The 26940-nt window shown below is 67.3% G+C and carries 28 protein-coding genes and 3 tRNA genes; 23 read left to right on the forward strand and 8 right to left on the reverse strand.

The genetic code is table 11. The features are described from left to right. The first annotated feature begins 94 nt into the window (after positions 1 to 94). From ACFVTD_RS07090 to ACFVTD_RS07140, 11 genes are all read left to right on the forward strand, one after another. Positions 95 to 1561, forward strand: coding sequence for a YibE/F family protein (locus tag ACFVTD_RS07090; protein ID WP_387560132.1), 1467 nt, complete (start codon positions 95 to 97; stop codon positions 1559 to 1561). A gap of 83 nt (positions 1562 to 1644) precedes the next feature. Further along, positions 1645 to 2823 carry a tRNA dihydrouridine synthase DusB gene (dusB, locus tag ACFVTD_RS07095; RefSeq protein WP_387560134.1) on the forward strand — a complete coding sequence of 393 codons (1179 nt, stop codon included), beginning with the start codon at positions 1645 to 1647 and terminating at the stop codon, positions 2821 to 2823. Then, on the forward strand, positions 2816 to 4135 hold the full coding sequence (locus ACFVTD_RS07100; protein ID WP_387560137.1) for a deoxyguanosinetriphosphate triphosphohydrolase: 1320 nt from the start codon (positions 2816 to 2818) through the stop codon (positions 4133 to 4135). Before dusB ends, ACFVTD_RS07100 begins: the two co-directional genes overlap by 8 nt. A 111-nt stretch (positions 4136 to 4246) precedes the next feature. Next, a complete protein-coding gene (locus ACFVTD_RS07105) occupies positions 4247 to 4573 on the forward strand; it encodes a hypothetical protein (RefSeq protein ID WP_387560140.1) in 327 nt (108 codons plus the stop codon). 43 nt (positions 4574 to 4616) lie between these two features. Continuing rightward, positions 4617 to 5657, forward strand: a complete 1041-nt coding sequence (locus ACFVTD_RS07110; protein ID WP_387560143.1) for an FAD:protein FMN transferase — start codon at positions 4617 to 4619, stop codon at positions 5655 to 5657. Next, positions 5650 to 6207 (forward strand): ferric reductase-like transmembrane domain-containing protein, encoded by a 558-nt coding sequence (locus ACFVTD_RS07115; RefSeq protein ID WP_387560146.1) that lies wholly within the window; start codon positions 5650 to 5652, stop codon positions 6205 to 6207. The genes ACFVTD_RS07110 and ACFVTD_RS07115 overlap by 8 nt, the downstream gene beginning before the upstream one ends. After that, the gene (locus ACFVTD_RS07120) at positions 6204 to 7472 is read left to right on the forward strand and encodes an NADH-ubiquinone oxidoreductase-F iron-sulfur binding region domain-containing protein (RefSeq protein ID WP_387560149.1); all 1269 of its coding nucleotides are present in this window, start codon (positions 6204 to 6206) and stop codon (positions 7470 to 7472) included. Before ACFVTD_RS07115 ends, ACFVTD_RS07120 begins: the two co-directional genes overlap by 4 nt. Then, positions 7469 to 7729, forward strand: a complete 261-nt coding sequence (locus tag ACFVTD_RS07125; protein ID WP_387560152.1) for a ferredoxin — start codon at positions 7469 to 7471, stop codon at positions 7727 to 7729. Before ACFVTD_RS07120 ends, ACFVTD_RS07125 begins: the two co-directional genes overlap by 4 nt. Before the next feature lie 28 nt (positions 7730 to 7757). Then, entirely contained in the window at positions 7758 to 9701 is a 1944-nt protein-coding gene (dnaG, locus tag ACFVTD_RS07130) for a DNA primase (RefSeq protein ID WP_387560155.1), read from the forward strand. Between the two features lie 94 nt (positions 9702 to 9795). After that, positions 9796 to 9868 (forward strand) — tRNA-Asn (locus tag ACFVTD_RS07135). Positions 9869 to 10002: 134 nt separating this feature from the next. After that, positions 10003 to 10075, forward strand: a tRNA-Asn gene (locus tag ACFVTD_RS07140). 69 nt (positions 10076 to 10144) lie between these two features. Here ACFVTD_RS07140 and ACFVTD_RS07145 read toward each other — a convergent pair. The 3 genes from ACFVTD_RS07145 to ACFVTD_RS07155 form a co-directional block, all read right to left on the reverse strand. Continuing rightward, positions 10145 to 10552: a hypothetical protein gene (locus tag ACFVTD_RS07145; protein WP_387560158.1), complete on the reverse strand. Its 408-nt coding sequence runs from the start codon at positions 10550 to 10552 to the stop codon at positions 10145 to 10147. Positions 10553 to 10631: 79 nt separating this feature from the next. After that, entirely contained in the window at positions 10632 to 10811 is a 180-nt protein-coding gene (locus tag ACFVTD_RS07150; protein ID WP_387560161.1) for a glycine zipper 2TM domain-containing protein, read from the reverse strand. A 57-nt stretch (positions 10812 to 10868) separates the two neighbouring features. Beyond that, entirely contained in the window at positions 10869 to 12092 is a 1224-nt protein-coding gene (locus ACFVTD_RS07155) for a multidrug effflux MFS transporter (protein WP_387560164.1), read from the reverse strand. A gap of 178 nt (positions 12093 to 12270) precedes the next feature. Here ACFVTD_RS07155 and ACFVTD_RS07160 point away from each other — a divergent pair, with 178 nt between their 5' ends. The 6 genes from ACFVTD_RS07160 to ACFVTD_RS07185 all read left to right on the forward strand — a co-directional run bounded on the left by ACFVTD_RS07160 (position 12271) and on the right by ACFVTD_RS07185 (position 17527). Beyond that, a complete protein-coding gene (locus ACFVTD_RS07160; RefSeq protein WP_387560167.1) occupies positions 12271 to 13122 on the forward strand; it encodes a phage holin family protein in 852 nt (283 codons plus the stop codon). A gap of 82 nt (positions 13123 to 13204) precedes the next feature. Beyond that, positions 13205 to 13828 carry a CDP-alcohol phosphatidyltransferase family protein gene (locus ACFVTD_RS07165; RefSeq protein ID WP_387560170.1) on the forward strand — a complete coding sequence of 208 codons (624 nt, stop codon included), beginning with the start codon at positions 13205 to 13207 and terminating at the stop codon, positions 13826 to 13828. Further along, positions 13828 to 14736 (forward strand): DMT family transporter, encoded by a 909-nt coding sequence (locus ACFVTD_RS07170; RefSeq protein WP_387560173.1) that lies wholly within the window; start codon positions 13828 to 13830, stop codon positions 14734 to 14736. Before ACFVTD_RS07165 ends, ACFVTD_RS07170 begins: the two co-directional genes overlap by 1 nt. Before the next feature lie 115 nt (positions 14737 to 14851). Beyond that, positions 14852 to 16048: a glycosyltransferase gene (locus ACFVTD_RS07175; RefSeq protein ID WP_387560176.1), complete on the forward strand. Its 1197-nt coding sequence runs from the start codon at positions 14852 to 14854 to the stop codon at positions 16046 to 16048. A gap of 75 nt (positions 16049 to 16123) precedes the next feature. After that, a tRNA-Ile gene (locus ACFVTD_RS07180) sits at positions 16124 to 16197 on the forward strand. 139 nt (positions 16198 to 16336) lie between these two features. Then, positions 16337 to 17527, forward strand: a complete 1191-nt coding sequence (locus tag ACFVTD_RS07185) for an acyl-CoA dehydrogenase family protein (protein WP_387560179.1) — start codon at positions 16337 to 16339, stop codon at positions 17525 to 17527. A 68-nt stretch (positions 17528 to 17595) separates the two neighbouring features. Here ACFVTD_RS07185 and ACFVTD_RS07190 read toward each other — a convergent pair whose 3' ends face one another. Next, entirely contained in the window at positions 17596 to 18180 is a 585-nt protein-coding gene (locus tag ACFVTD_RS07190; RefSeq protein WP_387560182.1) for a murein hydrolase activator EnvC family protein, read from the reverse strand. A gap of 446 nt (positions 18181 to 18626) precedes the next feature. Here ACFVTD_RS07190 and rpsB point away from each other — a divergent pair, with 446 nt between their 5' ends. The 6 genes from rpsB to ACFVTD_RS07220 all read left to right on the forward strand — a co-directional run bounded on the left by rpsB (position 18627) and on the right by ACFVTD_RS07220 (position 23655). Next, positions 18627 to 19490, forward strand: coding sequence for a 30S ribosomal protein S2 (gene rpsB, locus ACFVTD_RS07195; protein ID WP_141161029.1), 864 nt, complete (start codon positions 18627 to 18629; stop codon positions 19488 to 19490). Between the two features lie 128 nt (positions 19491 to 19618). Beyond that, positions 19619 to 20455 (forward strand): translation elongation factor Ts, encoded by an 837-nt coding sequence (gene tsf / locus ACFVTD_RS07200; protein ID WP_141161028.1) that lies wholly within the window; start codon positions 19619 to 19621, stop codon positions 20453 to 20455. A gap of 151 nt (positions 20456 to 20606) precedes the next feature. Beyond that, positions 20607 to 21344 carry a UMP kinase gene (gene pyrH, locus ACFVTD_RS07205; protein ID WP_159632390.1) on the forward strand — a complete coding sequence of 246 codons (738 nt, stop codon included), beginning with the start codon at positions 20607 to 20609 and terminating at the stop codon, positions 21342 to 21344. Between the two features lie 129 nt (positions 21345 to 21473). Further along, the gene (gene frr / locus ACFVTD_RS07210; RefSeq protein WP_387560187.1) at positions 21474 to 22031 is read left to right on the forward strand and encodes a ribosome recycling factor; all 558 of its coding nucleotides are present in this window, start codon (positions 21474 to 21476) and stop codon (positions 22029 to 22031) included. Then, positions 22031 to 22951 carry a phosphatidate cytidylyltransferase gene (locus ACFVTD_RS07215; RefSeq protein WP_387560190.1) on the forward strand — a complete coding sequence of 307 codons (921 nt, stop codon included), beginning with the start codon at positions 22031 to 22033 and terminating at the stop codon, positions 22949 to 22951. The genes frr and ACFVTD_RS07215 overlap by 1 nt, the downstream gene beginning before the upstream one ends. A 119-nt stretch (positions 22952 to 23070) precedes the next feature. Beyond that, entirely contained in the window at positions 23071 to 23655 is a 585-nt protein-coding gene (locus tag ACFVTD_RS07220; protein ID WP_387560193.1) for a DivIVA domain-containing protein, read from the forward strand. 15 nt (positions 23656 to 23670) lie between these two features. On the opposite strand, the gene ACFVTD_RS07225 is transcribed toward ACFVTD_RS07220, so the two are convergent. The 4 genes from ACFVTD_RS07225 to ACFVTD_RS07240 are packed head-to-tail and all read right to left on the reverse strand — an operon-like array spanning position 23671 to position 26938. Further along, on the reverse strand, positions 23671 to 24360 hold the full coding sequence (locus ACFVTD_RS07225; protein WP_387560196.1) for a hypothetical protein: 690 nt from the start codon (positions 24358 to 24360) through the stop codon (positions 23671 to 23673). Between the two features lie 19 nt (positions 24361 to 24379). Further along, a complete protein-coding gene (locus ACFVTD_RS07230; protein WP_387560199.1) occupies positions 24380 to 25891 on the reverse strand; it encodes a cation acetate symporter in 1512 nt (503 codons plus the stop codon). Continuing rightward, a complete protein-coding gene (locus ACFVTD_RS07235; RefSeq protein WP_387560202.1) occupies positions 25854 to 26225 on the reverse strand; it encodes a hypothetical protein in 372 nt (123 codons plus the stop codon). Before ACFVTD_RS07235 ends, ACFVTD_RS07230 begins: the two co-directional genes overlap by 38 nt. Next, a complete protein-coding gene (locus ACFVTD_RS07240; RefSeq protein ID WP_387560205.1) occupies positions 26222 to 26938 on the reverse strand; it encodes a LytR/AlgR family response regulator transcription factor in 717 nt (238 codons plus the stop codon). Before ACFVTD_RS07240 ends, ACFVTD_RS07235 begins: the two co-directional genes overlap by 4 nt. Positions 26939 to 26940 lie beyond the last annotated feature (2 nt).

The raw sequence follows: 26940 nt of genomic DNA on the forward strand, positions 1-26940 counted from the left end.
GCCGCACGTAGAGTTCAACCATGAGGTTGTACTGCTGATGGGCGCCGGTCACTCCCACTCTTTCTTGGATCATTCGGAGCCGACGCCCCAGGCGATGGCTGCCCGCAGCAAAGCGAACCGGATACTGGCCGCTGTGCTAATTCCGCTGGCACTGCTGACCCTGGCCGGGATGGCCGCGCTGTGGCCTTCGGGGAGCAAGGAAGGCATTTCGCTCGCCAACCCGTATTCCACGGCCCCCGGCGTCACTTTCGATACCGGCACCATCCAGAACGTGGTGACCGAGAACTGCATGCAGGGGACCAGCCAGCAGGGGCCGGGCCAACAGGCACCCGGCCAACAGGGGACAAGCTCACAGGGGACAAGCCAACAAGGCCCGCAGCAGCCGGGCCAGGGCTCAGACTGCACGTTCGCCTACACCGAGCCGGACAAGGGCGGCAGCCCGGTCAAAGTGGTCATCAACCCGGACGTGGCCTCATCCCACGGGGTTAAGCCCGGAGACCAGATCCGGTACTTGAACCTGTCCAACGCACAGGGCGCCGGCGGGTCCCAGGGGTCCCCGGCGTACATCTTCGTGGACTTCGTCCGGACCCTGCCCATCATCCTGCTCGCCGTGCTCTACGCCGTGGTGGTCATCGCCGTCGCCAGGTGGCGCGGGCTCCGGGCCCTGATCGGGCTGGTGGGCGCCTACTTCGTGCTCGCAAACTTCCTGCTCCCGGGCCTGGTGGAGGGCAAACCGCCGCTGCTGGTGGCCCTGGTGGGATCCACCGTGATCATGATCGGGGTGCTGTACTTCGCCCACGGGTTCTCGGCGCGCACGTCAACGGCACTCCTGGGCACCGTCTTCGGGCTGGCCATCACCGCGCTGCTCGCAGCCTGGGCCACGGACGCCGCCAACCTGGCCGGCGTGGGCAGCCACGACGCCGCCACCTTGGTGAACACCTCGCACAACATCTCCATTTCCGGGGTGATCCTCTGCGGGCTCATCATTTCCGGCCTGGGCGTCCTCAACGACGTCACCATCACGCAGTCCTCGGCCGTCTGGGAGCTCTACGAACTGGCGCCGGCCAGCAGTGCCCGGAAGCTGTTCACGTCCGCCATGAGGATCGGCCGCGACCACATCGCCTCCACGGTGTACACCATCGCCTTCGCCTACGCCGGGGCCGCGCTGCCCATCCTGATCATCGTCATGCTCTACGACCGGCCACTGATGGACACCCTCACCAGCGCCGAACTGTCCGAGGAAGTCATCCGGACGCTCGTGGGTTCCATCGGGCTGGTCCTGGCCATTCCGGTCACCACGCTGATCGCAGTGATGGTGGTCAAGGCCACCGGGGTTCCGGCAGGCGGAGTCCATCCACCCGTCGCCGCGCTAAGGCACGGAAAGCACGACGACGGGCACAGCCACGCGGACGACGTCGCGGACACGGGGGCGCTCGCCGCCGCCGTGCTTGAGGAACGCAGCCGGCGCACCGCCGTCGAACCCGCCGCCGTGGACACCGAAGTAACGGCGCCCCCGGAAGCACCCCCCACCCGGCGCGGCCGGCGGGCGGCCCGCGGCTGACCTGCGTCCCAACCTGGACGGGGGACAGGTACTTTGGCGCTGGCCGGAAGCGCCGATTTGCCCGGCTTTGCAACAATGGACAGGTGACTGTTGCTGCAACTCCGCCCGCCCCCAAGCTGGAACTCCCGCCCCTGAAGCTGGGACCCCTCACGGTTGACACCCCCGTGATCCTGGCCCCGATGGCCGGCATCACCAACTCCGCCTTCCGCAGGCTCTGCCGTGAATACGGCGGCGGCATGTACGTGGCGGAGATGGTCACCTCGCGCGCGCTGGTGGAGCGGACCCCCGAATCCCTCCGCATCATTTCGCACGATGACGACGAGAAAGTCCGCTCTGTCCAGCTCTACGGCGTGGATCCCGGCACTGTGGGCGCTGCCGTGCGGATGCTCGTGGAGGAGGACCGGGCCGACCACATCGACCTCAACTTCGGCTGCCCTGTTCCCAAGGTGACCCGGCGCGGCGGCGGCTCGGCACTGCCCTGGAAGATCGATCTCTTCACCTCGATCGTGCAGACCGCCGTCAAGGAGGCCTCCAAAGCCAATATTCCGCTGACCATCAAAATGCGTAAGGGCATCGACGATGACCACCTGACGTACCTCGACGCCGGCCGCATCGCCCGCGATTCCGGTGTCGCCGCTGTCGCCCTCCACGGCCGGACCGCAGCCCAGTTCTATTCCGGCAAGGCCGACTGGTCCGCCATTGCCCGGCTCCGCGAGGCGCTGCCCGACATTCCCGTGCTGGGCAACGGGGATATCTGGTCCGCCGAGGACGCCGTCCGGATGGTCCGCGAAACCGGCGTGGACGGCGTGGTGGTGGGCCGCGGCTGCCAGGGACGGCCGTGGCTCTTCGGGGACCTGCAGGCAGCGTTCGAAGGCAGCGACGTCCGGCACCGCCCCAACCTGCGCCAGGTGGCCGAGGGGGTGTACCGGCACGCTGAACTCATGGTGGAAACCTTTGGCGACGAAGGCAAGGCGCTGCGCGAGATCCGCAAGCACATTGCCTGGTACTTCAAGGGCTATGTGGTGGGCGGGGAACTGCGCACCCGGCTGGCCCTGGTGACCAGCCTGGAGGTGCTGCGGGACACGCTGGCCGAACTGGACCTGGATTCGCCCTACCCCGGGGTGGACGCCGAAGGCCCCCGCGGCCGCGCCGGTTCGCCGAAAAGGCCGGCCCTGCCCAAGGACTGGCTGGACTCCCGGGCACTGAACGAGGACCAGTCCAAGGACATTGCGGCCGCAGAACTGGACGTCTCCGGTGGCTGAAGCATCGGTCGCCGGGCACCAGTCCACGGGAACCCCCACCGCGGCCCTGGCCCTGCCCGGCTACGACACGCACGATTCCGCCCGCTGGGTGGAAGAGCCGCCCAAGAACACGTACCGCTCGGACTTCGAACGGGACAGGGCCAGGGTGCTGCATTCGTCCGCGCTGCGCCGCTTGGGCGCGAAGACCCAGGTGGTGGCCCCGGACACTGACGACTTCGTGCGCACCCGCCTCACGCACAGCCTGGAGGTGGCGCAGGTGGGCCGCGAACTGGGCCGGGCCCTGGGCTGCGACCCGGATGTGGTCGACACGGCCTGCCTCAGCCATGACCTTGGCCACCCGCCCTTCGGCCACAACGGCGAGTCGGCGCTGAACGAGGTGGCGCACTCCATCGGCGGCTTCGAGGGCAACGCCCAGACCCTCCGCCTGCTCACCCGGCTGGAGCCCAAGGTGCTCACGGCTGACGGCCAGCCCGCGGGACTGAACCTGACCCGCGCAAGCCTTGACGCGGCGTCGAAATACCCGTGGTCTGCCCTGGAAGCGCCGGTGATCCACGGCCAGCGGACCAGCAAGTTTGGTGCCTACGAGGACGACCTGCCCATCTTCACCTGGCTCCGCGAGGGGGCGCCGGAACGCCGGAGCTGCCTGGAAGCCCAGGTCATGGACCTCGCGGACGACATCTCCTACTCGGTGCACGACGTGGAGGACGCGATTGTTGCCGGCCACTTCCAGCTGCGCTGGATGGACAACCCGGACCACCGGGCCCGCGTGGTGGGCTACGCCAAGCAGTGGTACCTGCCGCATAACGACCCCGCGGCCATTGATGCGGCCCTGGCCCGGCTGGAAGCCACGGATGTCTGGGTGCGCGAGGCCGATGGCAGCCGCAAATCCATGGCAGCGCTGAAGAACATGACCAGCCAGCTGATTGGCCGGTTCTGCCAGAGCGCCCTGGAAACCACCCGCGCCGTCTATGGGCCGGAAAACCTGACGCGCTATAACGCCGAACTCATGGTTCCCGACGAAACCGTCATGGAAATCGCGGTGATGAAGGGCCTGGCCACCACGTTCGTGATGACCACCGAGCACCGGCAGCCCATCTACGAGCGGCAACGGGAAGTGCTCCACGCCCTGGTCACCGCCCTCAGCGCCACGGGGGACCGGCACCTGGATCCGATGTTCGCGGCGGACTGGCGGGCGGCGGACGACGACGGCGCGCGCCTTCGCGTCGTCATCGACCAGGTGGCGTCCCTGACGGACGGCTCCGCCCTGGCCATGTACGAGCGCCTGGTGGGAAGCCTGCCCTCGCTCTGGTGACCACTCCGTCCGGCAGGACATCCGCCCGATCAACAGCTTCCTTAAAGCATCTTCACAGGAAGGAAGCGCACCATGGGAGGAAAGACAGGCCGCTAGGAACGGGAGCTGGTCATGAGTACTCGCAGCAGGGGCAAGCGCCTGGCCACCGGGATCACGGCGGCCGTGGGTGTTGGCAGCTTCGCCGCCGCCGGGGTGGCGGCGTCCGCCGTCTACGCCGCCACGCCCTCCGTGATCGCCAGGACCACTGCGGTGTCGGACAGCAGCACCACACAGCCAAGTACGCCCCAATCCGGATCGGCCCGCTCCGACGATGGTGACCGCGGAACCACCAAAAACGACACCTCGCGCCGCTCAAAGTCGTACGGCAGTTCCGGCAGCACAACTCCGGTCCAGCCGGGCAAGGGCAGTACCGTTCACGGCCGGTCCTCGGGGTCCTGAGATGGCAGGCTCCGGCAGGGCCGCTCCCGGCACAGCCGGCACCATGACCGCCGAACAATCCGCACGCGCGGGACATACTGCACCAGCAGGCAACACTGCACAGTCCAGCTGGACTGTCTGGGAACTTGAGGCAAGGGTCACCGTCACCGATCCGGATATGCTCGCTGCAGCCGAGGAGGCCGTCCGCGGCGTTGTGGCCGCCGTGGACCTCGCCTGCAGCCGCTTCCGGGAAGACTCCGAACTGATGAGGGTCCAGTCCCGGATGGCGCAGGGCGTAGGCATCAGCCCCCTGTTCCGGCTTCTGCTCGAACGCGCGCTGGACGCGGCCCGGCTCACCGGTGGCGATGTGGACCCCACCCTCGGAGCCGAGCTGGCTGCCTTGGGCCATGGCCCCGAATGGCAGGGGCCAGGACTCGCCAGCGTCCCGGTGTTTCCGCAGCCGGCACCTTCCCGGCAGGCTCCGGAACCGCCCGCACCCGGCTGGTCCCGCCTGGACCTTGGGGCCTCAACCCTGACCCTCCCGGCCGGCCTCCGCCTGGACCTGGGAGCAACAGCAAAGGCAGTCGCGGCCGACCTCGCCGCTGCCGCCGTCCACCAAGCGCAGGGCTGCGGGGTGCTCGTCGGCCTGGGCGGCGACCTGGCAAGCGCAGGCCCGGGGCCGCAGGAGGACAGCGGGCCCGGCCAGTGGCAGGTCATGGTGCAGGACCTCCCTGCCGACCCCGGCCAGCAGGTTTCCCTGGCACCGGGCTTTGCCCTGGCCACGTCCAGCACGCAAAAGCGCCGCTGGAAGCACCAGGGGACCCAGGTGCACCACATCCTCGACCCCCGGTTCGGCCTGCCGGCCGCGCCCGTCTGGCGGTCGGTGACCGTTGCCGCCCCCACCTGCCTGGAAGCGAACGCGTACAGCACGGCGGCAGTCGTCCGTGGCTTCGCCGCCGTGGACTGGTTCCGGACCGAAGGCATAGCTGCCCGCCTGGTGGACAGCCAGGGCAGGGTGGTCACCACCGCGGACTGGCCTGCCGAAGACGGCAGCCCTTCCCCGGTCGCCGGAAGCTCCCCTGCCGGGGGTGGCCGCCGTGGATGAGGCAATGTGGGCCTTTGGGCGGGTCAGCGGCTTCGTGTCACTGGCACTGTTCACCGCGTCGGTGCTGCTGGGGATCCTCAACAGATCCGGCCGCCCTCTGATGGTGCTGCCCCGGTTCTCCATCAGCCTCCTGCACCGGAACATTGCGCTGCTCGCCGCAGTGTTCCTCGGGCTGCACGTGGGATCCCTGCTCCTGGACTCGTTTGCCAAGCTGAACCCGGTGGACATCGTCATCCCGTTCCTGGGCTCGTACCAGCCGTTTTGGCAAGGACTGGGGACGGTGGCCCTGGACCTCGTCCTCGCCGTGGTGGTCACGGGCCTGCTGCGGCACCGGATCGGGCAGCGCAGCTTCAAGGCCGTGCACTGGCTCAGCTACGGCGTCTGGCCGGTCGCCATGGCGCACGCCCTGGGCAACGGCACCGACGTCTCCAGCGGATGGTTCCTCCTGCTCGCCGTCGTGTCGGCGGTCGCCGTGGCGGCGGCCCTGCTGTGGCGCCTGAGCCCCTCCTTCCTCGAAACCTCCCACGCCAGGCAAGGAAACCTCCCGTGAGCCACCCCAATGACACCCACCAGCCGGTGCCACTCCACACGGAACAGGACAGTCTGCGCCAGCAACCGCGGCTCTTGGCCGCAGGCCCTGACGCAGGCTGGGCACAGCACAATGAGGCGTTTGGGCCCTGGGATGCGCAGGCTGCCGGACCCGGGCTGCTGGACACCCTCGCCGCGGCCGGGCTCACGGGCCGCGGCGGCGCCGCGTTCGAAACCTGGCGCAAGGCCAGTGCCGCTGCAGGGTCCGGACGGAAAGGCATGTTCGCCGCCAGGCCGGTGGTGATTGCGAACGGTGCAGAAGGCGAACCCCTGAGCTTCAAGGACCGGACCCTCCTCACCCATGCACCCCACCTGGTCATCGACGGGCTGGTGGCCCTGGCCGAAGCACTGGGCGGGGCAAGCATGTACATGTACGCGCCGGGGGCCGGACTTCCCCGCCTGGAGCAGGCCGTCGGAGAACGTCCACGGGGCAAGCGGATCCGCATGGTCCAGGCCCCCGAAACGTTCATCTCGGGTGAGTCGAGCGCCGTCGTCAACATGATTGCCAATGGCAGCGCCGTCCCCACGGACCAGCGGCGCCGCCTCAGCGAATCCGGCCTCAACGGCCGGCCCACGCTGGTGGTCAATGTCGAAACCCTGGCCCAGGTTGCCCTGATTGCGCGTTACGGGGCGCCGTGGTTCCGCCAGGCGGGGACACCGGCGGACCCCGGCACCCGGCTCGTGTCCGTTTCCGGCCCCGCACCGGTGCCGGACGTGGTGCTGGAGGTGCCCGGCGGTGCGCAACTTTCGGCGGTCCTCCAGGAAGCGGGGATGGACCCCGCCACCCTGTCCGCCGTCCTGGTGGGTGGCTATCACGGGCGGTGGGTGCGGCCCGCCGCGCACGCGCTCTCCCCAGCGGGGCAGCCCGGCCGCACCGTCCGGCCCGGGGCCGGCGTGATCCATGCCCTGGACCTGCAGACGTGCGGCATCCAGGCCACCGCCAGGATCGTCAGCTACCTGGCCGACCAGTCCGCCCGGCAATGCGGACCCTGCATGTTCGGGCTCCCGGCCATGGCGTCCGTCCTCAACCGGATCGCCGGCGGGGAGACCAACCACCGGCTCGCTTCCGAGCTGGACCGGCTGGGAAAGCTGGTTTCGGGACGTGGCGCCTGCCGCCACCCGGAAGGGACAACCGGACTGGTCAGCAGCGCCCTGGAGGTTTTCGCCGGGGACTTCCGCGCCCACCTTTCCGGATACTGCACGGGCCCGGGAGGGGCAGCGGCATGAAAACCCACCTGCACATCGACTGGACCAGCTGCGACGGCCGCGGACTGTGCGTCGAGCTGCTTCCCGGCGTCCTGGACCGGGACGACTGGGGGTACCCGGTGGCGCGGGGCAAGGTGGGCCGCGACCGGACAGATGTTCCGCTGCGTGACGCCGACCGGGAAGCCGCGCAGGAGGCCGTCATCCTGTGCCCCAAGCTGGCCCTGAGCCTGCTGGAGGGAAAGGCGCCGGAACCGCAGAAGCGGGCGCCGGAAACGTGAAGCCGGGCGGTGACACTAAGATTGCTGTGTGGCTGGGCTGATTAAACGTGAAGATATTGACGAAGTACGCCAGCGCACGGACATCAAGGAAGTGGTTGACGGCTACGTCACGCTCAAGGGCGCCGGGCTGGGAACATTCAAAGGCCTGTGCCCCTTCCACGACGAGCGCTCGCCGTCCTTCACCGTCCGCCCCCAGGTAGGCCGCTACCACTGCTTCGGCTGCGGCGAGGACGGCGACGTCATCGCCTTCGTCCAGAAGCAGGACCACAGCTCCTTCCAGGAAGCCGTGGAGAAGCTCGCCTCCCGCATCGGCTACGAGCTCCGCTACGAGGACGGCGGCACCGGCCCCAACCGCGAGGAAGTGGGCCGCCGCCAGCGGCTGCTGGACGCCCATAAGATCGCGGACGAATTCTTCCGGGCCCAAATGCTCACGCCCGGGGCGGCCACGGCCCGCAACTTCCTGTTTGGCCGCGGCTTCGACCGTGCCGCCGCAGAACACTTCGGCTGCGGCTACGCCCCGCAGGGCTGGGATGCGCTCCTGAAGCACCTCCGCGGCCGCGGCTTCACCGATGCCGAGCTCAAGCTCACCGGCATGTTCAGCGAGGGAAACCGGAGCATCTACGACCGCTTCCGCGGACGCCTGATCTGGCCCATCAAGGACATGGCCGGGGACACCATCGGCTTCGGCGCGCGCAAGCTGTACGAGGACGACCAGGGCCCCAAGTACCTCAACACCCCGGAGACCACCCTCTACAAGAAGTCGCAGGTCCTCTACGGCATCGACCTCGGCAAGCGCAGCATCGCCAAGGACCGGCAGCTGGTGGTGGTGGAGGGCTACACGGACGTCATGGCCTGCCACCTTGCAGGGATCACGACGGCGGTAGCCACCTGCGGGACCGCGTTCGGCACCGAACATATCAAGGTAGCCCGGCGGCTTCTTTCGGACGACGGCACCGGCGGAGAGGTCATCTTCTGCTTCGACGGCGACGCCGCCGGGCAGAAGGCCGCCCTGCGGGCCTTCGAGGAGGACCAGCGTTTCACCGCCCAGACCTATGTGGCCGTGGAACCCACGGGTGCCGACCCCTGCGACCTGCGCCTCAGCCGGGGGGATGACGCTGTGCACGCCCTGATCCAGTCCCGCCGTCCGCTGTTCGAATTCGCCATCCGCAGCACCTTGAGGCAGTTCAACCTCGATACCGTTGAGGGCCGCGTCCAGGGCCTCAAGGCGTCCGTGCCGGTGGTGGCCGCCATCCGCGATGCCTCCACCCGGACCGGTTACTGCCAGGCGTTGACCGGCTGGCTGGGCATGCCGGACCCCAACGAGGTCCTGCGCCTGGTCAACGCGGAAGTGAAGAACGCCGGAAAGCGCGGCGAACCGGGACGGTCCCCGGCTCCGGGCCAGCCCCAGGCAGGCGGCCCCTCCCGCCCGGCCCCCGCCCAGGCCGGGGCACCGGGCGTCGCTGCCGGGCCGTCGTCGGGCGTTGTCCCGTCCTTCCACCGGCCCGACCCCCGCGATCCCGTGGCCTCCATGGAGCGGCAGGCGCTGGAAGTGGCGCTGCAGCAGCCGGCGCTGCTGGCCGGCGCGGTCTGGGACCGCTTTGCCGCTGCCCGGTTCGCTATCCCTGCCTTCCAGGCCGTCCACGACGCCATGCGTGCCACCGGCCCCGGCCTGACCGTTGATCCGGTGCGCTGGGTGGAACACGTGATGCACGAGGTTCCCGAGCCCCTCCGGCCGCTGGTGTCCGAACTTGCCGTGGTGCCATTGCCGGCCCACACCGAGGAGGCGGTCCTGAAGTACTGCCGCGACATCCTGTCCCGGCTGTTCGAGCTGCAGATCACCCGGGTCAAGGCGGACAAAATGGGCCAGTTGCAGCGCCTTGACGCTGCAGCGGACCCGGAGACCTACCAGCGGCTCAACCGGGAATTGTTGATGCTGGAAATGGAACGCCGCGCCCTGCGGGCCGAAGCGTAAGGGCGGCCCGGACCGCGAACCCGGCGTGGGCCAGGTCACGGCCGTCCGATTTCACTTCCCCGACGGGTCTTTGCTAGGCTGGTACCCGCTTCATTCCTCCTTAGCTCAATTGGCAGAGCATTCGACTGTTAATCGAAGGGTTGCTGGTTCAAGTCCAGCAGGAGGAGCTTCAATCCCCGTTCCGGCCGCCGGAACGGGGATTTTTTCTGCCTTTTTGGGCGCCGCCACGTGGCCCGCCGGGCCGCATCTGCGCCGATTTCACTTTTGCCGGACTCCTTTGCTAAGGTCATACCTGCTTCATTCCTCCTTAGCTCAATTGGCAGAGCATTCGACTGTTAATCGAAGGGTTGCTGGTTCAAGTCCAGCAGGAGGAGCGCAACGAAAAATCCCCGTTCCTCCGGTTTGGAGGAGCGGGGATTTTTCTTTAACGGCGCTGCAGCGAATCAGACAAAATCCATTTCCACCTGCAGGAACCTTTCCGCCTCGGCAATGGCCGCCTGGAAGGCCTCCTTCTCGGTTGGCGACTTCCGGGGCTCGCGGGGGTTCCATTCGTGCGGCGCGGAATGGATCCGGACGAAGCCGGCGTCCGGGGGAGCGTAGAAGATTCCGAAGCGCTGCACCGGCCATTCAGGGGAGGTTTCCGGCGCCACCAGAAGGGCGGCGTTGAAGGCGGGATTGAACCATTGGGCGATGGGGCGGCGCCTGTCTTCGGTGAACAGCCCCGCGGCATACAGGGCCGCCGACTGCTGGCCTGCCTGCGCAGACAGCCGTTCCCACCACAGTGGCAGGATCCGGGCGTCGCACCGTTGCCATGTGGCCGGAAGTGGCGGTTGGTTCTGCCAGTTGGGCACGGCATCATTTTATCGCGGGAGGGACCCGGACGGCAGGTAAAGCCGCACCGGACCGGCCAGGGCAATCAGGGCCGGGAGTTCAGCGGCGCCGGCGGGAGCCCGGGTTGACCCGGTACAGGATTGCGGCGCCTGCCAGCGTCCCCAGGATGATTCCCCAGCCCGGGTTCCCCAGGGCGCGGCCGGCGAAGTAGCCCGCGACGGCGCCAAGCACCGCCCCGAGGAACAGTCCCCGTCCGTTGCGGTGCGGTTTGCGGTTCACCGGCTGCCTTTCGATGGGAGGTGCGGGGCTGGCAGGCGCCCCTGATGATGGCCTGGGTCAGTGGATCGAGGGTACCGTGCGTGGCCGGACCACCAGCCACAGCGCCGCGGCCGCCAGGAGGATGCAGGCTGCCTGCACCCCGCCCATGGGCGCGGCGCTGGTGATGCCAAGCCAGCCGACCACCGGGGAAATGAGCCCGGCCATCAGGAACGTCGCGGCTCCCAGGAGGGACGCTGCCGTGCCGGCCTGGGCTGCGTGCCCGGCCAGGGCGAGCACCTGGACGCAGGGGAACATGAATCCGGTGCCCAGGATGTAGAACCACAGCGGGACCATGACGCCCCACAGCCCCAGGCCGGCGCGGTCGAAGACCACGATCAAAAGGGCCATCAGGAACATCCATGCCGTGGCGCCGGCCAGGATCCACTGCGGGGGGACGACCCGGATGAGCCGGGAACTGGTCTGCACGCCCGCCACGATGCCCAGGGAGTTGATGCCAAAGAGCAGGCCGTACTGCTGGGCTGAGAAGCCGAAGACGTCCTGGAAAAGGAACGGCGAGGCCGAAAGGTAGGTGAACAGGCCGCCGAAGTTGAATCCGGCAACCATCAGCAGTCCCACGAAGATCCGGTCGCTGAACAGGGCCTTGTAGCGCTGCCGGGCTGTCATGCCGGTCCGGCCCCGTTTTTCCGGCGGCAGTGTTTCACGCACCAGGAGGAGCGCGGCGACGATCACCAGGGTTCCGTATGCTGCCAGGAACACGAAGATGCCCGGCCACGGCATCACCAGGAGGAGTTGTGAGCCGATGACGGGGGCAAGGATGGGTGCCAGCCCGTTGACCAGGGACATCCTGGAGAACATGCGCACCATGGCGTACCCGGAGAACAGGTCACGGACCATGGCCATGGCCACCACGCCGCCGCCCGCTGCGCCCACGCCCATCAGCACGCGGAAGATTCCCAGCGTGGTGATGTCGGTGGACAAGGCCGCGCCCAGCGACGCCGCGATGTGCAGCGCCGTGGCCAGGATCAGCGGGGTCCTGCGGCCGAACTTGTCGCTGAAGGGGCCCACCACCAGCTGCCCGAACGCGAATCCGACCGTGGTGCCGGCCAGGGTGAGCTGGACCTGGGCCTCCGTGACGCCCAGGCTTGCCTCCAGCGCCGGGAAGGCGGGCAGGTAGAGGTCGATGGTAAACGGACCAAGGGCGGTCAGGGCACCCAGCAGGAGGATGTACAGGAGCTTCCGGCGGCGGCTCAGCAGGTCGCCTGGATTGGGGGGATTGGTCACGGAGAACAATCCTAGGCCCGGGCGTGACCGTTTTTGCAGCGTTGTAGGCCGCGCCCTTCGGCAAGCCCCGAAGTTCGCCCTGAACCTGAATGGTAGTTTTGGTGGCGTGGACTGTGCGGCTGCACATTCCACACCCAACGGATGCAGTATCGACCCATGAACCAGTAAGGCGGAACCGATGAGCGGACGTCACAGCGGGCGTACCAGCCCGGGATTGCGCATCACTGCGCTGCCCGGGACGGCAAGACTCCTTTTCCGGTTGGCCCCCCGCCAGCTCAACGACGAGATCGCCTTCGCCAAGATCGAACTCAAGCGCAAGGGAATCCAGGTGGGGGTGGCTGCGGCCTTCTTCGCCGTCGCGCTGCTCTTCCTCGCATTCTTGGTGGTCGGACTGATTGTTGCCGCCATCATGGGGCTGGCCACCATCATGCCCGCCTGGCTGGCAGCCCTCCTGGTTTCCGCCGCTTTCCTGCTGATAGCCCTCATCGGTGGCCTCGTGGGCCTCGCGCGGTTCAAGAAGGCCATGCCGCTGATGCCGGAAGAGACCATCCGCGGCATCAGGCACGATATTGGGGTGGCCCGCGAGGGTTCGGCCTTCAACCCGGCCATCCTTGACCCGGAGAGCCCCGAGGCCAAGGCTGCCAAGGCGGCCAAGGCCGAAGCAGCCGCCAAGGCCAAGGCAGAGAAGGAAGCCAAGGCCGCCCAGCACGAGCAGGAATTCCCGCACGCGTCAGAAGCCGACCTGGTGCGCCGCCTGAGCCAGCGCCGCCACCACCTCACCGAAGTCCGGGACGAACTCGGCACGGAGCTGGACGTGAAGACCCAGGCCCGGTACCTGCTCGCAGCCGCCCAGGTCAAGGCGCGCGAGGGCCAGGTGCTGGCGCGGCACGGCATGGAAGCGGCGGGGCAGCGGTTCGCGGCCGTGTCCGGCTCCGCCGACCTGTCCAGGCGCTGGAAGCCGCTGGCCGCCTTCGTCGCAGCAGGCACGGTCATGGTGGTCCTCCTGCGCAGGCTTTTCCGCGCCAACTAGCCTGCTGCTTTGCAAGCACTGCCCGGTACACAACAAGCACTGAACACCGCGCTCCGGCGCAGCAGGAAGGAGAGGGGGACGGGTGAAGTTCATTGGTGCAGGCGCCCGCCCCGGCCGTCCCCAAGTGGACCATGACCGTGTGGCCACCATCCCCAACCTGCTCACCGTGGTGCGGTTCATGGGTGTTCCGCTCTTCATCTGGCTTGTGCTGGCCCAAAAGGAGTACGGCGCCGGCGTGGTTGTCCTGGCCGTCATGGCGGGGACGGACTGGATTGACGGCTACATCGCCCGCCGCTTCGACCAGGCCTCCAAGCTTGGCCGGGTCCTTGACCCCATCGCCGACCGCCTGGCCCTGCTGGCGGTGGCCTTCACTCTGGTGATTGCCGGCGTCGTCCATTGGCTTTACCTGGCGGCACTGGTGGTTCCCGACGCCGTCCTGCTGGTCTTGACGCTCTCCCTCTTCCACGGCCACCCGGACCTCCCGGTCAGCGTGGTGGGCAAGGTGCGGACCGGGCTGCTCCTGCTGGGCACGCCACTGCTGCTCCTCTCCCGCCTGGATAACGGGATGTCCGCCGCGCTCCTCACCGCTGCCTGGGTGGTGCTGGGCCTGGGCCTGGTGGGCCACTGGATCGCCGCGTACAACTACTTTTGGGCCATGCTGCGCAAGGGCCGGGAACAACAACAGCACGACGGCGGGAACGGCTGATGGTGTGGCTTGCCGTCGGCCTGGCGGTGCTCGGCGCCTTCTGCCTTGCCCTGGGTGCCCAGCGCCAGGGGAGTGCCGTCAAAGCCGACACCGGCGGCCTGGCGTTGAGTTCCAACGGTTTCCTGCGCCTCCTGCGCAACCCCCGGTGGATGCTGGGGCTCCTGCTGCTGTGCACCGGCATGGCCATGAATGCCGTAGCCCTGGTCTCTGCGCCGCTTACGGTGATCCAGCCCATCGGGGCCATTGCCCTGGTGATCACCACGGTGGTCAACGCCCGGGACCAGGACCTGACCATTAACCGGGCCACGGCGGTCTCCATCGCCGCCTGCGTTACCGGATCCGCGCTGTTCGTCCTCCTGGCGGTCAACGTGACCCAGGAGAACCACCATGTCAGCCCGGAAGACGAGCTCACCATCGTCCTGCTCCTGGCCCTGGCGGTGGGATTGTTCGGCACGCTGGCTGTGACGTTCAAGCACCGGATGAACGCGTTCATCTATATCCTCGGCGCCGGCATCCTGTTCGGTTTTGTGGCAGTGCTCACCCGGATCATCGGTAAGCACCTCCTGGACCCGAACGGGCTCTTCCTGCTGAACGTCCAGTGGTATTCCGTGGTGGCCATCATCGCCGCCGGGGGCCTGGGGTCCTGGTTCGTGCAAAGCGCCTACTCCACCGGGCCGCCGGACCTGGTGATCGCCGGACTCACGGTGGTTGACCCGATGGTGGGCATAGCCATCGGCATCATCATCCTGGGCGAATTGCGGCCCGACGTGCATGCGGTCATGGCCATTGCAATGGGAACGGCGGCCTGCCTTGCTATCGTTGGAGTCATCGCCCTTTCCCGGCACCACCCGGAAGTCACCAAGCGCAAGAAGGATGCGCGGAAGGCTTCCGGAAGGCCGACCCACTAGTCCGTTTCCCGTCCAACTTCACCAGTAATCCCACGAAGCCCGGCGCCCCGCGCCAGTGGCCAACCGTGCTGTCAGTTCCACGCTGTCCGCACCGTGACCATCAGGAGTACTCCCCATGACCACGCCAGCCGACCAGCGCCCCCTGACCATCCTGATCGCCGCAGACACCTATCCGCCCGACGTGAACGGTGCTGCCCAGTTCGGATACCGGCTGGCCAAGGGGATGACGGCGCGGGGCCACAACGTCCACGTCCTGGCCTCCCGCGACAGCAAGGGAAAGAGCTTCACCGAGTTCCGCGAGGAGGCAACCGTGCACCGGCTCCGCTCGCACAAGGCGTTTACGCACGAGAGCTTCCGGCTGTGCTTCCCCTGGGAAATCAAGAAGGAGATCACCCTCCTGTTCGACCGGGTGAAGCCGGACGTGGTGCACATCCAAAGCCACTACATGATTGGCGAGCATGTGCTGTATGAAGCCGTGAAGCGCGGCGTCCGCATCATCGCCACCAACCACTTCATGCCCGAGAACCTCAACCCCTTCCTGCCGTTCCCGCAGTGGTTCAAGGACATCATTGGGCGGGTCTCATGGAAGGACATGGGCAAGGTCATGGGCCAGGCGGACGTGGTGACAACGCCCACCCCGCTTGCCGCCCGCGCCATGCACGAGCATGCATTCCTCCGCAAAGTCCTGCCGCTGTCCAACGGCATCGACTCCGCCGCCTACGAACTGCAGCCCGGTGAGCACATCGAGCCGCACGCGCACCCCACCGTCCTGTTCGCCGGCCGCCTCGCCGAGGAAAAGCACGTGGACGTACTTATCGAGGCCATCGGCAAAACGCCGCCGGAGCTGAATGTGCACCTGGAGATCGTGGGCGGAGGCGAGGTGCGCTCTGCACTGGAGGACCTGGTGCGCCGGCTCGGACTCACCAGCCGGGTCAAGTTCCTGGGGCTGGCCAGCGACGAGGAACTGCGCACCGCCTACATCCGTGCCGACCTGTTCTGCATGCCCGGAACGGCGGAGCTGCAGTCGCTGGTGACCCTGGAAGCGATGTCCGCCTCCACGCCCGTGGTCCTGGCGGACGCCATGGCGCTGCCTCACCTGGTCCGCGACGGCGAGAACGGATATCTCTTCACCCCCAACGACAGCGACGACCTGGCCAAGAAGATCACCCAGGTTCTGGAACTGCCCAAGGAGGAACAGCGCGCCATGGGCCGGGCAAGCCGGCAGATGGTGGAACCCCACAGCATCCAGGGGACGCTGCAGACCTTCGAGGACCTGTACCGCGGCGCGTCCTACGAGGACAAAGTGGTCTGAACCCTTTCCCGGGTTTGCTAGAGTGTTTTTGCCCTGCCGGAGCACGGCGGTCCACCGCCTGCTCTCCGGGGATTGGGGGCTATAGCTCAGCTGGTTAGAGCGCGGGACTCATAATCCTAAGGTCCTCGGTTCAAGTCCGAGTAGCCCTACCCACCAACCGCGGCCGACAATTTATTGTTGGCCGCGGTTTTCTTGGTTAACCCCGCACCCTACGGTATGTTACTGACCAGTAACATACCGTGCTCCACTCCGCGGCATGGTCAGCGCCGATCACCAAAGAAGGTAACCATGGCCACCTCCGCAGCCGACTTCCCCGAGCTTCCCTACGCCGACGGCGACTTCTTCGCGTTCGAGCAGCTCCTCTCCGGCAAGGAGCAGGACCGGCTCGCCGAAGTCCGGGACTTCCTGGCGCGCGAGGTCAGGCCCATTGCCGTGGACTGCTGGAACCTCGGGGAGTTCCCCATGGAGCTGATTCCGAAACTTGCCGGTCTGGACCTGGTCAGCCCGGTCCGGCGGCAGGGGTACTCCAACCTCTTCGCCGGTATGCTGCACGCCGAGGCCACCCGGGCCGACGCCTCCATCGCCACCTTCCTGGGGGTGCACGACGGACTGTTCACCGGCTCCATAGAGTTGCTGGCATCCCAGGAGCAGAAAGATGAATGGCTCCCCGACGTCTATGCGCTGAAGAAGATCGGTGCCTTCGGCCTGACCGAGCCGCTGGGCGGCAGTGACGTGGCCGGCGGGACGCGCACCACCGCGCGCAGGGACGGCGACAACTGGATCCTCAACGGCGCAAAGCGGTGGATTGGCAACGCCACGTTCTCGGACTGGGTGGTGGTGTACGCCCGCGATGTGGCGGACAACCAGGTCAAGGGCTTCCTGGTGGACACCACGCTGGCCGGATACAGCGCAACAAAGATCGAGAACAAAATTTCGCTCCGGACCGTCCAGAATGCCGACATTGTTCTACAGGACGTGGTGGTCCCGGACCACTTCAAGCTCGCCAACGCCAACAGCTTCCGCGACGTCAACAAAGTACTCAAGGTCACCCGCCTGTCGGTTGCCTGGCAGGCCGTGGGGCTCCAGATGGCCGCGTTCGATGTTGCCCGCCGCTACGCCGTGGAGCGCCAGCAGTTCGGCCGCCCCCTGGCCTCGTTCCAGCTCATCCAGGACCAGCTGGTCCGGATCCTGGGCAACACCGTCAGCTCCATGGGCATGATGGTCCGGCTGTCGCAGCTGGAGGATGCCGGGGAAGCCAAGGACGAGCAGTCAGCGCTGGCCAAGGCCTTTGCCACTGACCGCATGCGGGAGAGCGTGGCGCTGGGCCGCAGCATCCTGGGCGGCAACGGCATCGTGACCGACTACGGGATGGCCAAAATCTTCGCCGACGCCGAAGCCATCTACTCCTACGAGGGCACTGCCGAAATCAACACCCTGGTGACGGGCCGCGCCATCACCGGCATCTCCGCCATCGTGTAGGCGGGACGCCCCGGGCTGGCAGTTGCCTGACTGCCAGATGTTCCGCGGCCAATTCCTGCGTTCCGTGGTCATGGCCCACCGGCCAGCGGCAGCAGGATGGATGGCCGCAGGTCCAGAACGAACTGCAGGGGATTGACGTAGTCCTCGCCTTCCCGCACGCCCCAGTGCAGGCACTGCGACGCCGGACAGTGCCCCGGCAGTACAGTGCCAATCACCTGGCCCGCCGCCACGGCAGCGCCCTGCGGCAGCGTGCTTTCCACGGGTTCGAAGCTGCTGCGCAGGCCGCCGCCATGGTCGATGGTGATCACGGGCCGGTCCACCACCACGCCCACGAAACTCACCGTTCCTGCCGCCGGGGCGTGGACCCCGGCACCGGCCACGGGCGTGGCGAGATCCACGCCCCGGTGTCCGCTCAACCACGGTTTCGGCGGGGGATCGAATCCGCGCAGCACCGCCGGCCGGGGAGCCAGTGGCCACTGCCAGGAGGCCCGGGCACCTGGCTGGCCCACCGCCGTCGGCACTCCTGCCCGATACGGAACAGCTGCCTGGACCGGGGGGCCCATGGTGATCGGCGCGAGTGGGACGCCGGGGCCCACGGAGGCAACTGAGGCCGGCAGCAGCAGGACTGCCGCCAGCAGGACTGGTGTCTTCATGCCACCAGACTCCCCGCCCCGGCCCGCCGGCGGCAGGGCGGATTCCTGCTATGTGGACAACGTCCCATACGGGTGCGCGGTGTCCGGCGGGTGGGGGTGCCTGTAGTACACTTGATGGAGCAGTCTGCTGCGCCCTCAACGCCTTCCGTCCCAGCGGTCCACCCCCGCGGTGCATTCCCCTGTCCGGACGGCGTCGGCACATCTCATTCAGGAGTGTGGGGGAGCAGCGGCTGACTACGCGCATCCGGCCTTCCGGCAGACAACGCCCCGGCGTTGTCCAAGGAGGACCGCGCTTCCTGCGGTCAGGCTTGGTCCTGATGGGAAGGGCGGGGGATGCCAGGAGCACGGCCCGTCCGGGCCACGCTGATCAACCGTCAACTATTGGCAGGGTAAGAAGCCTCCGGGTTTTCTCATGAATGACCTGCCGGAAAATAAGGAGCGCCGGAATGCCCGTCGTAACCATGCGCCAGCTGCTTGACAGCGGCGTCCACTTTGGACACCAGACCCGCCGTTGGAACCCGAAGATGAAGCGCTTCATCTTCACCGAGCGCAACGGCATCTACATCATCGACCTGCAGCAGTCGCTGTCCTACATCGACCGCGCCTACGAGTTCGTCAAGGCCACTGTTGCCCATGGTGGCACCGTGCTCTTCGTCGGCACCAAGAAGCAGGCCCAGGAAGCAATTGCCGAGCAGGCAACCCGCGTGGGCCAGCCCTACGTCAACCAGCGTTGGCTCGGCGGCATGCTGACCAACTTCCAGACGGTTGCCAAGCGTATCCAGCGCATGAAGGAACTCGAAGAGATCGACTTCGACGACGTCGCCGGTTCCGCTTACACCAAGAAGGAACTCCTGCTCCTCAAGCGCGAGCTCACCAAGCTGGAGTCCAACCTCGGCGGTATCCGCAACCTGACCAAGGCTCCGTCCCTGCTGTGGGTTGTTGATACCAAGAAGGAACACCTCGCCGTTGACGAGGCCAAGAAGCTGAACATCCCGGTTGTTGCCATCCTGGACACCAACTGCGATCCGGACGAAGTCGACTTCCCGATCCCGGGCAACGACGACGCCATCCGCTCCGTGAACCTGCTGACCCGCGTTGTTGCCGACGCCGTTGCAGAGGGCCTGATCGCCCGCAACAACCGCGGCACGGGCGCTGCTGAAGCTCCGGAAGAGCCGCTGGCCGAGTGGGAGCGTGAGCTCCTCGAAGGCAGCAAGGCAGAAGCCGCTGCGGCTCCGGCAGAGAACGCTGAAGCTCCGGCCGCCGAGGAAGCCCCGGCAGCTGCCGAGGCTCCCGCCGAAGACGCCAAGTAAGTCACACAAAAACCGGATTCTCCGCGCTGTCCGCAGCCGGAGCTGCTGACAGGATGGCAGCCCACCACCGTGGGCTGCCGTCCTGTCGGTCCGTACACCACCACACATTTCTAGACAGAGGGGTTCACATGGCGAACTACACTGCCGCGGACATCAAGGCCCTGCGCGAGCGCACCGGCGCCGGCATGATGGACGTCAAGAAGGCTCTTGACGAAGCCAACGGTGACGCCGAAAAGGCCATCGAGATCATCCGCATCAAGGGCCTCAAGGGCGCTACCAAGCGCGAAGGCCGCTCCACCGCTGAAGGCCTCGTGGCCGCCAAGGTCAGCAACGGCGTCGGCGTCATGATCGAGGTCAACTGCGAGACCGACTTCGTTGCCAAGGCTGACAAGTTCATCCAGCTGGCCGACAAGGTCCTGGCCGTCGCCGTCGAGTCAGGCGCTGCCGACCTCGAGACCCTGCTGGCCACCGACGTTGACGGCAAGCCGCTCTCCGAGGTTGTCGTCGAAGAAGGCGCCATCCTGGGCGAAAAGGTCGTTGTCCGCCGCATCTCCCGCGTTGAGGGTGCAACGGTTGACGCCTACCTGCACAAGACCTCCAAGGACCTCCCGGCCCAGGTCGGCGTGCTGTTCGCCGTCGACGGTGAAGGCGAAGCCGCCACCGCCGCCGCCCACGACGTCGCCGTGCACATCGCCGCAATGGCCCCGAACTACCTCACCCGTGAGGACGTTCCGGCCGAGCTCGTCGAGTCCGAGCGCCGCATCGCCGAAGAGACCGCCAAGGCCGAGGGCAAGCCCGAAGCAGCCCTCACCAAGATTGTGGAAGGCCGCGTAACCGGCTTCTACAAGGGCGAGGTCCTGGTTGACCAGGCATTCGCCAAGGACGCCAAGAAGTCCGTGGCACAGGTCCTCGAAGAGGCCGGTGTCAAGGGAACCGCGTTCACACGCTTCCGCGTCGGCTCCTAGTCGAAACTGCAAGGGGGTGGCCACTTCGGTGGCCGCCCCTTTTGCATGCGCCCAAACGGCTGCAGCAACAGTCCGCTGGGACCGCCGCCGGTTCCGACCACCGGAGCCGGCAGGATACCCTTTTTTTCAGAGTCACCAACGGGAAGGCATCATGGAAGCCGTCAACACTGTCACGCATTCGGAGAAGAGCCGGCGGCGGGTCCTCCTGAAGCTCTCCGGAGAGGTCTTCGGCGGCGGGAAGCTCGGTGTAGATCCCGAGACCGTCCGCAACGTCGCCAAACAGATTGCCGCAGCCGTTCCCGAAGTGGAAGTGGCCATCGTGGTGGGCGGCGGAAACTTCTTCCGCGGCGCCGAACTGTCCCAGAGCGGCATGGACCGCTCCCGTGCCGACTACATGGGCATGCTGGGAACGGTCATGAACTGCCTGGCCCTGCAGGACTTCCTGGAGCAGGCGGGGGTCGAAACCCGCGTCCAGAGCGCCATCACCATGGGCCAGGTGGCAGAGGCCTACATCCCGCGGCGCGCCATCCGCCACATGGAAAAGGGCCGTGTGGTCATCTTCGGAGCAGGCGCAGGCCTGCCCTACTTCTCCACCGACACCGTGGCGGCCCAGCGCGCCCTGGAAGTCCACGCCGATGTGGTCCTCATGGCCAAGAGCGGGGTGGACGCCGTGTACACCGCTGATCCCAAGAAGGACCCCACCGCCGAGCGGCTGGAAACCCTCAGCTACGACGACGCCCTCCGCCGCGACATCCGCGTCATGGACCAGACGGCCATGACCATGTGCAAGGACAACGACCTCTCCATGGTGGTTTTCGGCATGGAAGGTGAAGGCAACGTCACCCGCGCCATCCTCGGCGAAAAGCTGGGCACCCTGGTCACCGCCTAGCTGCGGCTAGGATGATTTCAGGACAGTTCCGTCCCCGCCCCACCCGGCGGGGACGGAAACGGCAACATAGAACCACGTGAGTGCAGCGAACCGGCGCCCCGGACTGCACCAGAACCGTCAGGAGAGACCGTGATCGAAGAAACCTTGCTCGAAGCCGAAGAAAAGATGGACAAGGCAGTAGAGGTAGCCAAGGAAGACTTCGCCGCCGTCCGCACCGGCCGCGCGAACCCCGGCCTCTACAACAAGGTCCTGGTGGACTACTACGGCTCGCCCACGCCGCTGCAGCAGCTGGCCTCGTTCGCCATCCCGGACGCCCGCACCATCCTGATCACCCCGTTCGACAAGACCGCCATGCGGGACATCGAACGCGCCCTCAGCGATTCCGAGGTCGGAGCCAACCCGTCCAACGACGGCAGCGTCATCAGGATCACCATTCCTGAACTGACCAAGGAACGCCGCAAGGAATACGTGAAGATCGTCAAGACCAAGGGCGAAGACGCCAAGATCTCCATCCGCAACATCCGCCGGAAGGCCAAGGAAACCCTTGACCGCCTGGTCAAGGACGGCGAGGCCGGCGAGGACGAAGGCAACCGGGCCGAAAAGGAACTGGACAACCTCACCAAGGCCCATGTGGACGGCATCGACGAGCTGCTCAAGCGCAAGGAAGCAGAGCTGCTCGAAGTCTGATGGGCCAGGCAGATCAGGCCCCCGCACCACGGGCGCGCATAAGGGGGAAGCAGCCCAGGAGCAACCCGACGCCAAAGGCCGGGCGGAACCTGCCCGCCGCCGTCGTGGTGGGCCTGGCCATGCTCATCGCCGTGCTGGGCGGCCTGCTGTTCGTCCCGCTGGCCTTCGTCGCCATCGTCACTGCCTTCGCCGTCTTTGGCGTGTGGGAGATCTACCGGGCGCTGGAAGCCAACGGCACCAGGATGCCCATCGTGCCGGTCATGACCGGCACGCTGGCCATGCCATTCGCCGCCTATTTCGGCGGCATCGAGAGCCAGCTGTTCGCCCTGCTGCTCAGTGCCGTCGCCGTGCTGCTGTGGCGGTCGATCGAAAGTGCCGCCGGCTCGGCGAACAGCATCTTCGCCGGCGTGTTCACCCTGGGGTGGGTCCCGTTCTTCATCAGCTTCGCGGCGCTGCCGCTGCACGCGGCCGGCACCACCCCGCTGGGACTGTGGCCCGGCGGCCTTGCCCCCATCGGGGCGTGGGAGATCGCCGTCATGCTGCTGCTGGTGGTCTCCAACGACACCTTCGGCTACCTGGTGGGCGCATCCATCGGGAAGCACCCCATGGCCCCCAAAATCAGCCCCAAGAAGTCCTGGGAAGGCTTCGCCGGGTCGGTGGCGGGCGCCATGCTGATCGGCGTCCTGGCCGCCATCTTCGTGCTGGACAAGCCGTGGTGGGTGGGGGCGGTCCTGGCCGTCGGAACCGTGGCAGCGTCCACCGCCGGCGACCTCGCCGAGTCCATGGTCAAGCGTGAGCTGGGCGTCAAGGACATGAGCTCCATCCTGCCCGGGCACGGTGGAGTGATGGACCGGCTCGACTCCATCGTCTTCGCCTCACCGGTGGCCTTCATCCTGTATGGCATGGTGGCCGGCGCATAACCCCTCCGGCGCCGCAAGGCCTGGAAATGACACACAACCGGGAACCCGCGGCCGCGCTGGTCCCGGCAACCTAAACTGGTGCGGAAGCACTACGGCTGAACAGCATTGAAGGAATCGAAGTGGCATTGGACATTCATCGGCAGATCCCTGCGTCCTTTGAGCGCGTGCAGCGCAGCGAGTACGGGTACAACGCCCGGCAGGTTGACCAGTTCCTGCAGCGGGCACGGATCTCCCTGGAAACGCCCCAGGCAGCCACTGATCCCGTCAACAGTGCCGACGTGCGGGCCGTTTCCTTCGATCCCGTCAAGGGCGGCTATTCCGCCGCCGTCGTGGACGCCGCGCTGGACCGGCTCGAGGACGCGTTCGCCCGCCGGGAGCGTGACGAGCTGATCGCGGCGCGGGGGGAAGAAGCCTGGCTGCGGGAAATCGGCAGCCTCTCCGGCATCCTCCGCGGACGCCTGCACCGGCCCGACGGAGACCGCTTCCGCCGGCCCGGCAAGAACAGGGCACGCAGCTACAACACCGGCGACGTCGACCGGCTGTGCCACGAACTCATCGCCTACCTGGAACAGGACAAGCCGCTGAGCGTGGACAGCGTGCGCCGCGCGGTCTTCCGCCCGGCCGTGGGCCGGGACGGTTACGAGGAATCGCAGGTGGACGCCTTCCTGGACCGCGTTGTCGAACTGATGGCAGCCATCGACTGACTGCCCTGCAGGGGCTCAGTCGCCGGCCGGCGGGGTGGGGGAGATCGGCGCGAAGCCGCGCCACACCTCCTGGTAGCTCCGGTACCCGTGAACGGCGGCCCCTGCCAGGAAGGCCAGCCCGCACAGCGCGCCAACAATGAGCCCGCCTGATGTCCCGGCCCCGGCCAAGGTAACCAGCAACCCGGCGACGATGGCAATCAGGGCGGCGTTCGCCGTCGTCATGAAGATCATGCTGCTGCCCGCGACGTGGCTGAACGAGCCGCGGTTGCCGAAGAAGTAGTAGGTCTGCCTCGAACCGGCCTCGTCGTCATGGTGCGCAGCCATCAGGTAGCGCGCCACGCCCGGATCAAGGTCCACGTAGGCGGCCCGCAGCCTGTTCATGGCCGTGACGTACATCAGGTCCTCGTGGGCCACGTTCATCACCCGGATCTGGGTCAGCAGCCCGATTGCCGTGTCGATTAGCAGGACCGCCACAGCCAGCATGACGAACGCATCCGAAAAGCCCGTGGCCTGCCCCACCAGGGCCACGCTGACAATGCTGGCCGAGGTGAACGTCAGGAACATGCTGATGCGGGTCAGCACCTCGCCCTGGGCCGTACTGCGTGACGCCAGCAGGCCCCAGTGTTCCGTGGCGAGCAACTGGGCCCGCACGGAGGGAGGGACCCCGCTTTGCTGGTGGGAGGCGCCGCCGTCCTCGGTGGACATGGCGCTATTGTCCTCCCGATCACCGCTCCGTTGCCAGCGGCCGTTCCGGGGTGTGCAGCCGGGTCATGATGCGGGGCATGGTCCCGGGAATCCGGTGTGAAGTTGCCCGGGACACGATGACCATCACGGCGAAGGCGGCCGGCACGCTCCAGGCCGCAGGCTGCGCCAGCCAAGGCGGCGTGGGGCCGGATCCGGGCAGTGCGCCGGCGATCATCGCCCCGCCGCACAGCACCCCGCCGGTGACCATGCCGGCGATGGCCCCGGCGTCGGTCAGGCCCCGCCACCAGATGCCGAGCAACAACACGGGGCAGACCGTAGACGCCGTGAAAGCGAAGACCAGGCCCACGCTGCCCGCCAGGGCCAGCGAGCCAGTCATGAACGCAAAGCCAAGCGGGACGACGGCGGAAATGACGGCGGCGAGCCGGAACCCACGGACGCTGCCGCCCAGGACGTCCTGGCTGATGACACCTGCCAGGGACACCACCAGGCCCGAGGTGGTGGACAGGAATGCTGCGAAAGCCCCGGCCACCACCAGGGCCGAGAGCAGGTCTCCCGCCACCCCGCCAATGAGTTCACCGGGCAGCCGCAGGACCATGGCGTCCGGCTGCCCGGAGCGGGCAAGATCGGGGGCAAACATTCTTGCCACCAGGCCGTACGCCGTGGGGAAGAGGTAGAACACGGACAGCAATCCCAGGACGATCAGGGTGGTCCGCCGTGCCGAATGCCCGTCAGGATTGGTGTAGAACCGAACCAGCACGTGCGGCAGGCCGAGGGTGCCGAAGAGCAGCGCCACCAGCAGGGACACGTTCTGGTAGAGCCCCGCGGGTGCCGCGCCCGTGGGGTTCACCGCGGGAGCGGACTCGGGTTCTGTTCCCTGACCGGCCAGCACGAACAGGATGAACAGGATGGGCACGGCCAGTGCGGTCAACTTGAGCCAGTACTGGAAGGCCTGGACAAAAGTGATGGACCGCATTCCACCCGCCACCACGGTGAGGCACACCACCACCACGACGGCAAGCGAACCCACCCAGTTGGGCAGCCCCGTGGCGATATGGATGGTCAGGGCCGCGCCGTGCAGCTGCGGCACGATGTACAGCCACCCCACCATCACCACCACCAGGCTGGTGACCCGGCGGACAGTCCGGGAGGCGAGCCTGGACTCGGTGAAGTCAGGAATGGTGTAGGCGCCGGACCGGCGCAGCGGGGCGGCGACGAAGAGCAGCAGCATCAGGTAACCGGCGGTATAGCCCACCGGGAACCACAGCGCATTGGTCCCGGACACCAGGATCAGCCCGGCCACGCCAAGGAAGCTTGCCGCGGACAGGTACTCGCCGCCGATCGCCGACGCATTCCACCAGGGCCGCACGGTCCGGGACGCCACGTAGAAATCCCCCGTGGTGCGTGAGATGCGCAGCCCGTAAAAACCGATGATGGCGGTGGCGACCGATACCACCGTCACTGCGGTGATCGCGATTCCGGCGTTCACGGCCGCGTCACTGGTCCCCGGCCAGGTCCCGGTAGCGAGCCTCATTGCGCGCCGCCGTCCGGACATAGAGCCAGGCGCCCAACCCGATCACCGGGTAGATTCCCGCGCCCAGCAGCAGCCAGTCGAACGGGATGCCGGCGATCCGGGTGTCCGCCAGGCCCGGAACCAGCACCAAGGTCAGTGGGAATGCCGCCAGGATCAGCAGGAAGCCGCCGGCCACCACCAGGGCCAGCCGCAGCTGGGACCTGACCAGCGACCGGACAAACACCTGGCCTACCTCGGAATCCTGCGCCGCTTCCCGCGACTCAAACGGGCGCGGAGCACCACGGACGGCGGTGCCGGCGGCCGCGCGGGGGGCCGTAACCCGGACCCGGGTCATGCGTGCGGCCTGATCCTGGTTGCCTCCAGCTTCTCCCGCACGATGGGCAGGTGCCGCCGGCTGATGGGCAGCCCGGCGCCGGCCACCGTGACGCGCGGCCCGTCGGCGGCCAGCTTCATCGAGGACACGTGCTTGAGTGCCACCAGGTAGGAGCGGTGCGTGCGGATGAAGCCGGCGTCCGCCCATTGCTGTTCAAGGTCAGCCAGCGGCACCCGGATGAGGTAGCTTGCGTCGGCCGTGTGGAGCCGGGCGTAGTCGCCCTGGGCCTGGACGTACGTGACGTCGTCGCGCCGGATCATCCTGGTGGTGCCGCCCTGGTCCACCGTGATCATCTCCGGCGCCGCTCCGCCGTCGCGCAGTTCGCAGATCCGCCCAACCGAACGCGCGAGGCGCTCCGCACGCACCGGCTTGAGCAGGTAGTCGACGGCGGCAAGTTCGAACGCGGCCAGGGCGTGGTCCTCGTCGGCGGTGACAAAGACTACGGCCGGCGGATTGCTGCTCCGGGCGATGGCGGCGGCGATGTCCAGGCCCGAGACCGCAGGCATATGGATGTCCAGGAAGACAGCGTCGATGCTGCCGCCGGACAGGGCCGTGAGCGCCTCGGCGCCCGACGTGGCCCGCAGGACCTTGCCGATGCGTTCGTCCCTGCCCAGCAGGAAGGCCAGCTCCTCAACGGCGGGCAACTCATCATCAACGACGAGGACGTTAATCATGC

Source organism: Pseudarthrobacter sp. NPDC058119 (assembly GCF_042884655.1).
GTDB lineage: Bacteria > Actinomycetota > Actinomycetes > Actinomycetales > Micrococcaceae > Arthrobacter.

Bases quoted from the DNA above. Each gene is read 5' to 3' on its own strand.
- ACFVTD_RS07090 (WP_387560132.1), top strand. From the start codon at position 95: ATGGCTGCCCGCAGCAAAGCGAACCGGATACTGGCCGCTGTGCTAATT.
- ACFVTD_RS07105 (WP_387560140.1), top strand. From the start codon at position 4,247: ATGAGTACTCGCAGCAGGGGCAAGCGCCTGGCCACCGGGATCACGGCG.
- ACFVTD_RS07110 (WP_387560143.1), top strand. From the start codon at position 4,617: ATGACCGCCGAACAATCCGCACGCGCGGGACATACTGCACCAGCAGGC.
- ACFVTD_RS07125 (WP_387560152.1), top strand. From the start codon at position 7,469: ATGAAAACCCACCTGCACATCGACTGGACCAGCTGCGACGGCCGCGGA.
- ACFVTD_RS07160 (WP_387560167.1), top strand. From the start codon at position 12,271: ATGAGCGGACGTCACAGCGGGCGTACCAGCCCGGGATTGCGCATCACT.
- ACFVTD_RS07170 (WP_387560173.1), top strand. From the start codon at position 13,828: ATGGTGTGGCTTGCCGTCGGCCTGGCGGTGCTCGGCGCCTTCTGCCTT.
- ACFVTD_RS07175 (WP_387560176.1), top strand. From the start codon at position 14,852: ATGACCACGCCAGCCGACCAGCGCCCCCTGACCATCCTGATCGCCGCA.
- ACFVTD_RS07185 (WP_387560179.1), top strand. From the start codon at position 16,337: ATGGCCACCTCCGCAGCCGACTTCCCCGAGCTTCCCTACGCCGACGGC.
- ACFVTD_RS07190 (WP_387560182.1), bottom strand. From the start codon at position 18,180: ATGAAGACACCAGTCCTGCTGGCGGCAGTCCTGCTGCTGCCGGCCTCA.
- rpsB (WP_141161029.1), top strand. From the start codon at position 18,627: ATGCCCGTCGTAACCATGCGCCAGCTGCTTGACAGCGGCGTCCACTTT.
- tsf (WP_141161028.1), top strand. From the start codon at position 19,619: ATGGCGAACTACACTGCCGCGGACATCAAGGCCCTGCGCGAGCGCACC.
- pyrH (WP_159632390.1), top strand. From the start codon at position 20,607: ATGGAAGCCGTCAACACTGTCACGCATTCGGAGAAGAGCCGGCGGCGG.
- ACFVTD_RS07215 (WP_387560190.1), top strand. From the start codon at position 22,031: ATGGGCCAGGCAGATCAGGCCCCCGCACCACGGGCGCGCATAAGGGGG.
- ACFVTD_RS07225 (WP_387560196.1), bottom strand. From the start codon at position 24,360: ATGTCCACCGAGGACGGCGGCGCCTCCCACCAGCAAAGCGGGGTCCCT.
- ACFVTD_RS07230 (WP_387560199.1), bottom strand. From the start codon at position 25,891: ATGAGGCTCGCTACCGGGACCTGGCCGGGGACCAGTGACGCGGCCGTG.
- ACFVTD_RS07235 (WP_387560202.1), bottom strand. From the start codon at position 26,225: ATGACCCGGGTCCGGGTTACGGCCCCCCGCGCGGCCGCCGGCACCGCC.
- ACFVTD_RS07240 (WP_387560205.1), bottom strand. From the start codon at position 26,938: ATGATTAACGTCCTCGTCGTTGATGATGAGTTGCCCGCCGTTGAGGAG.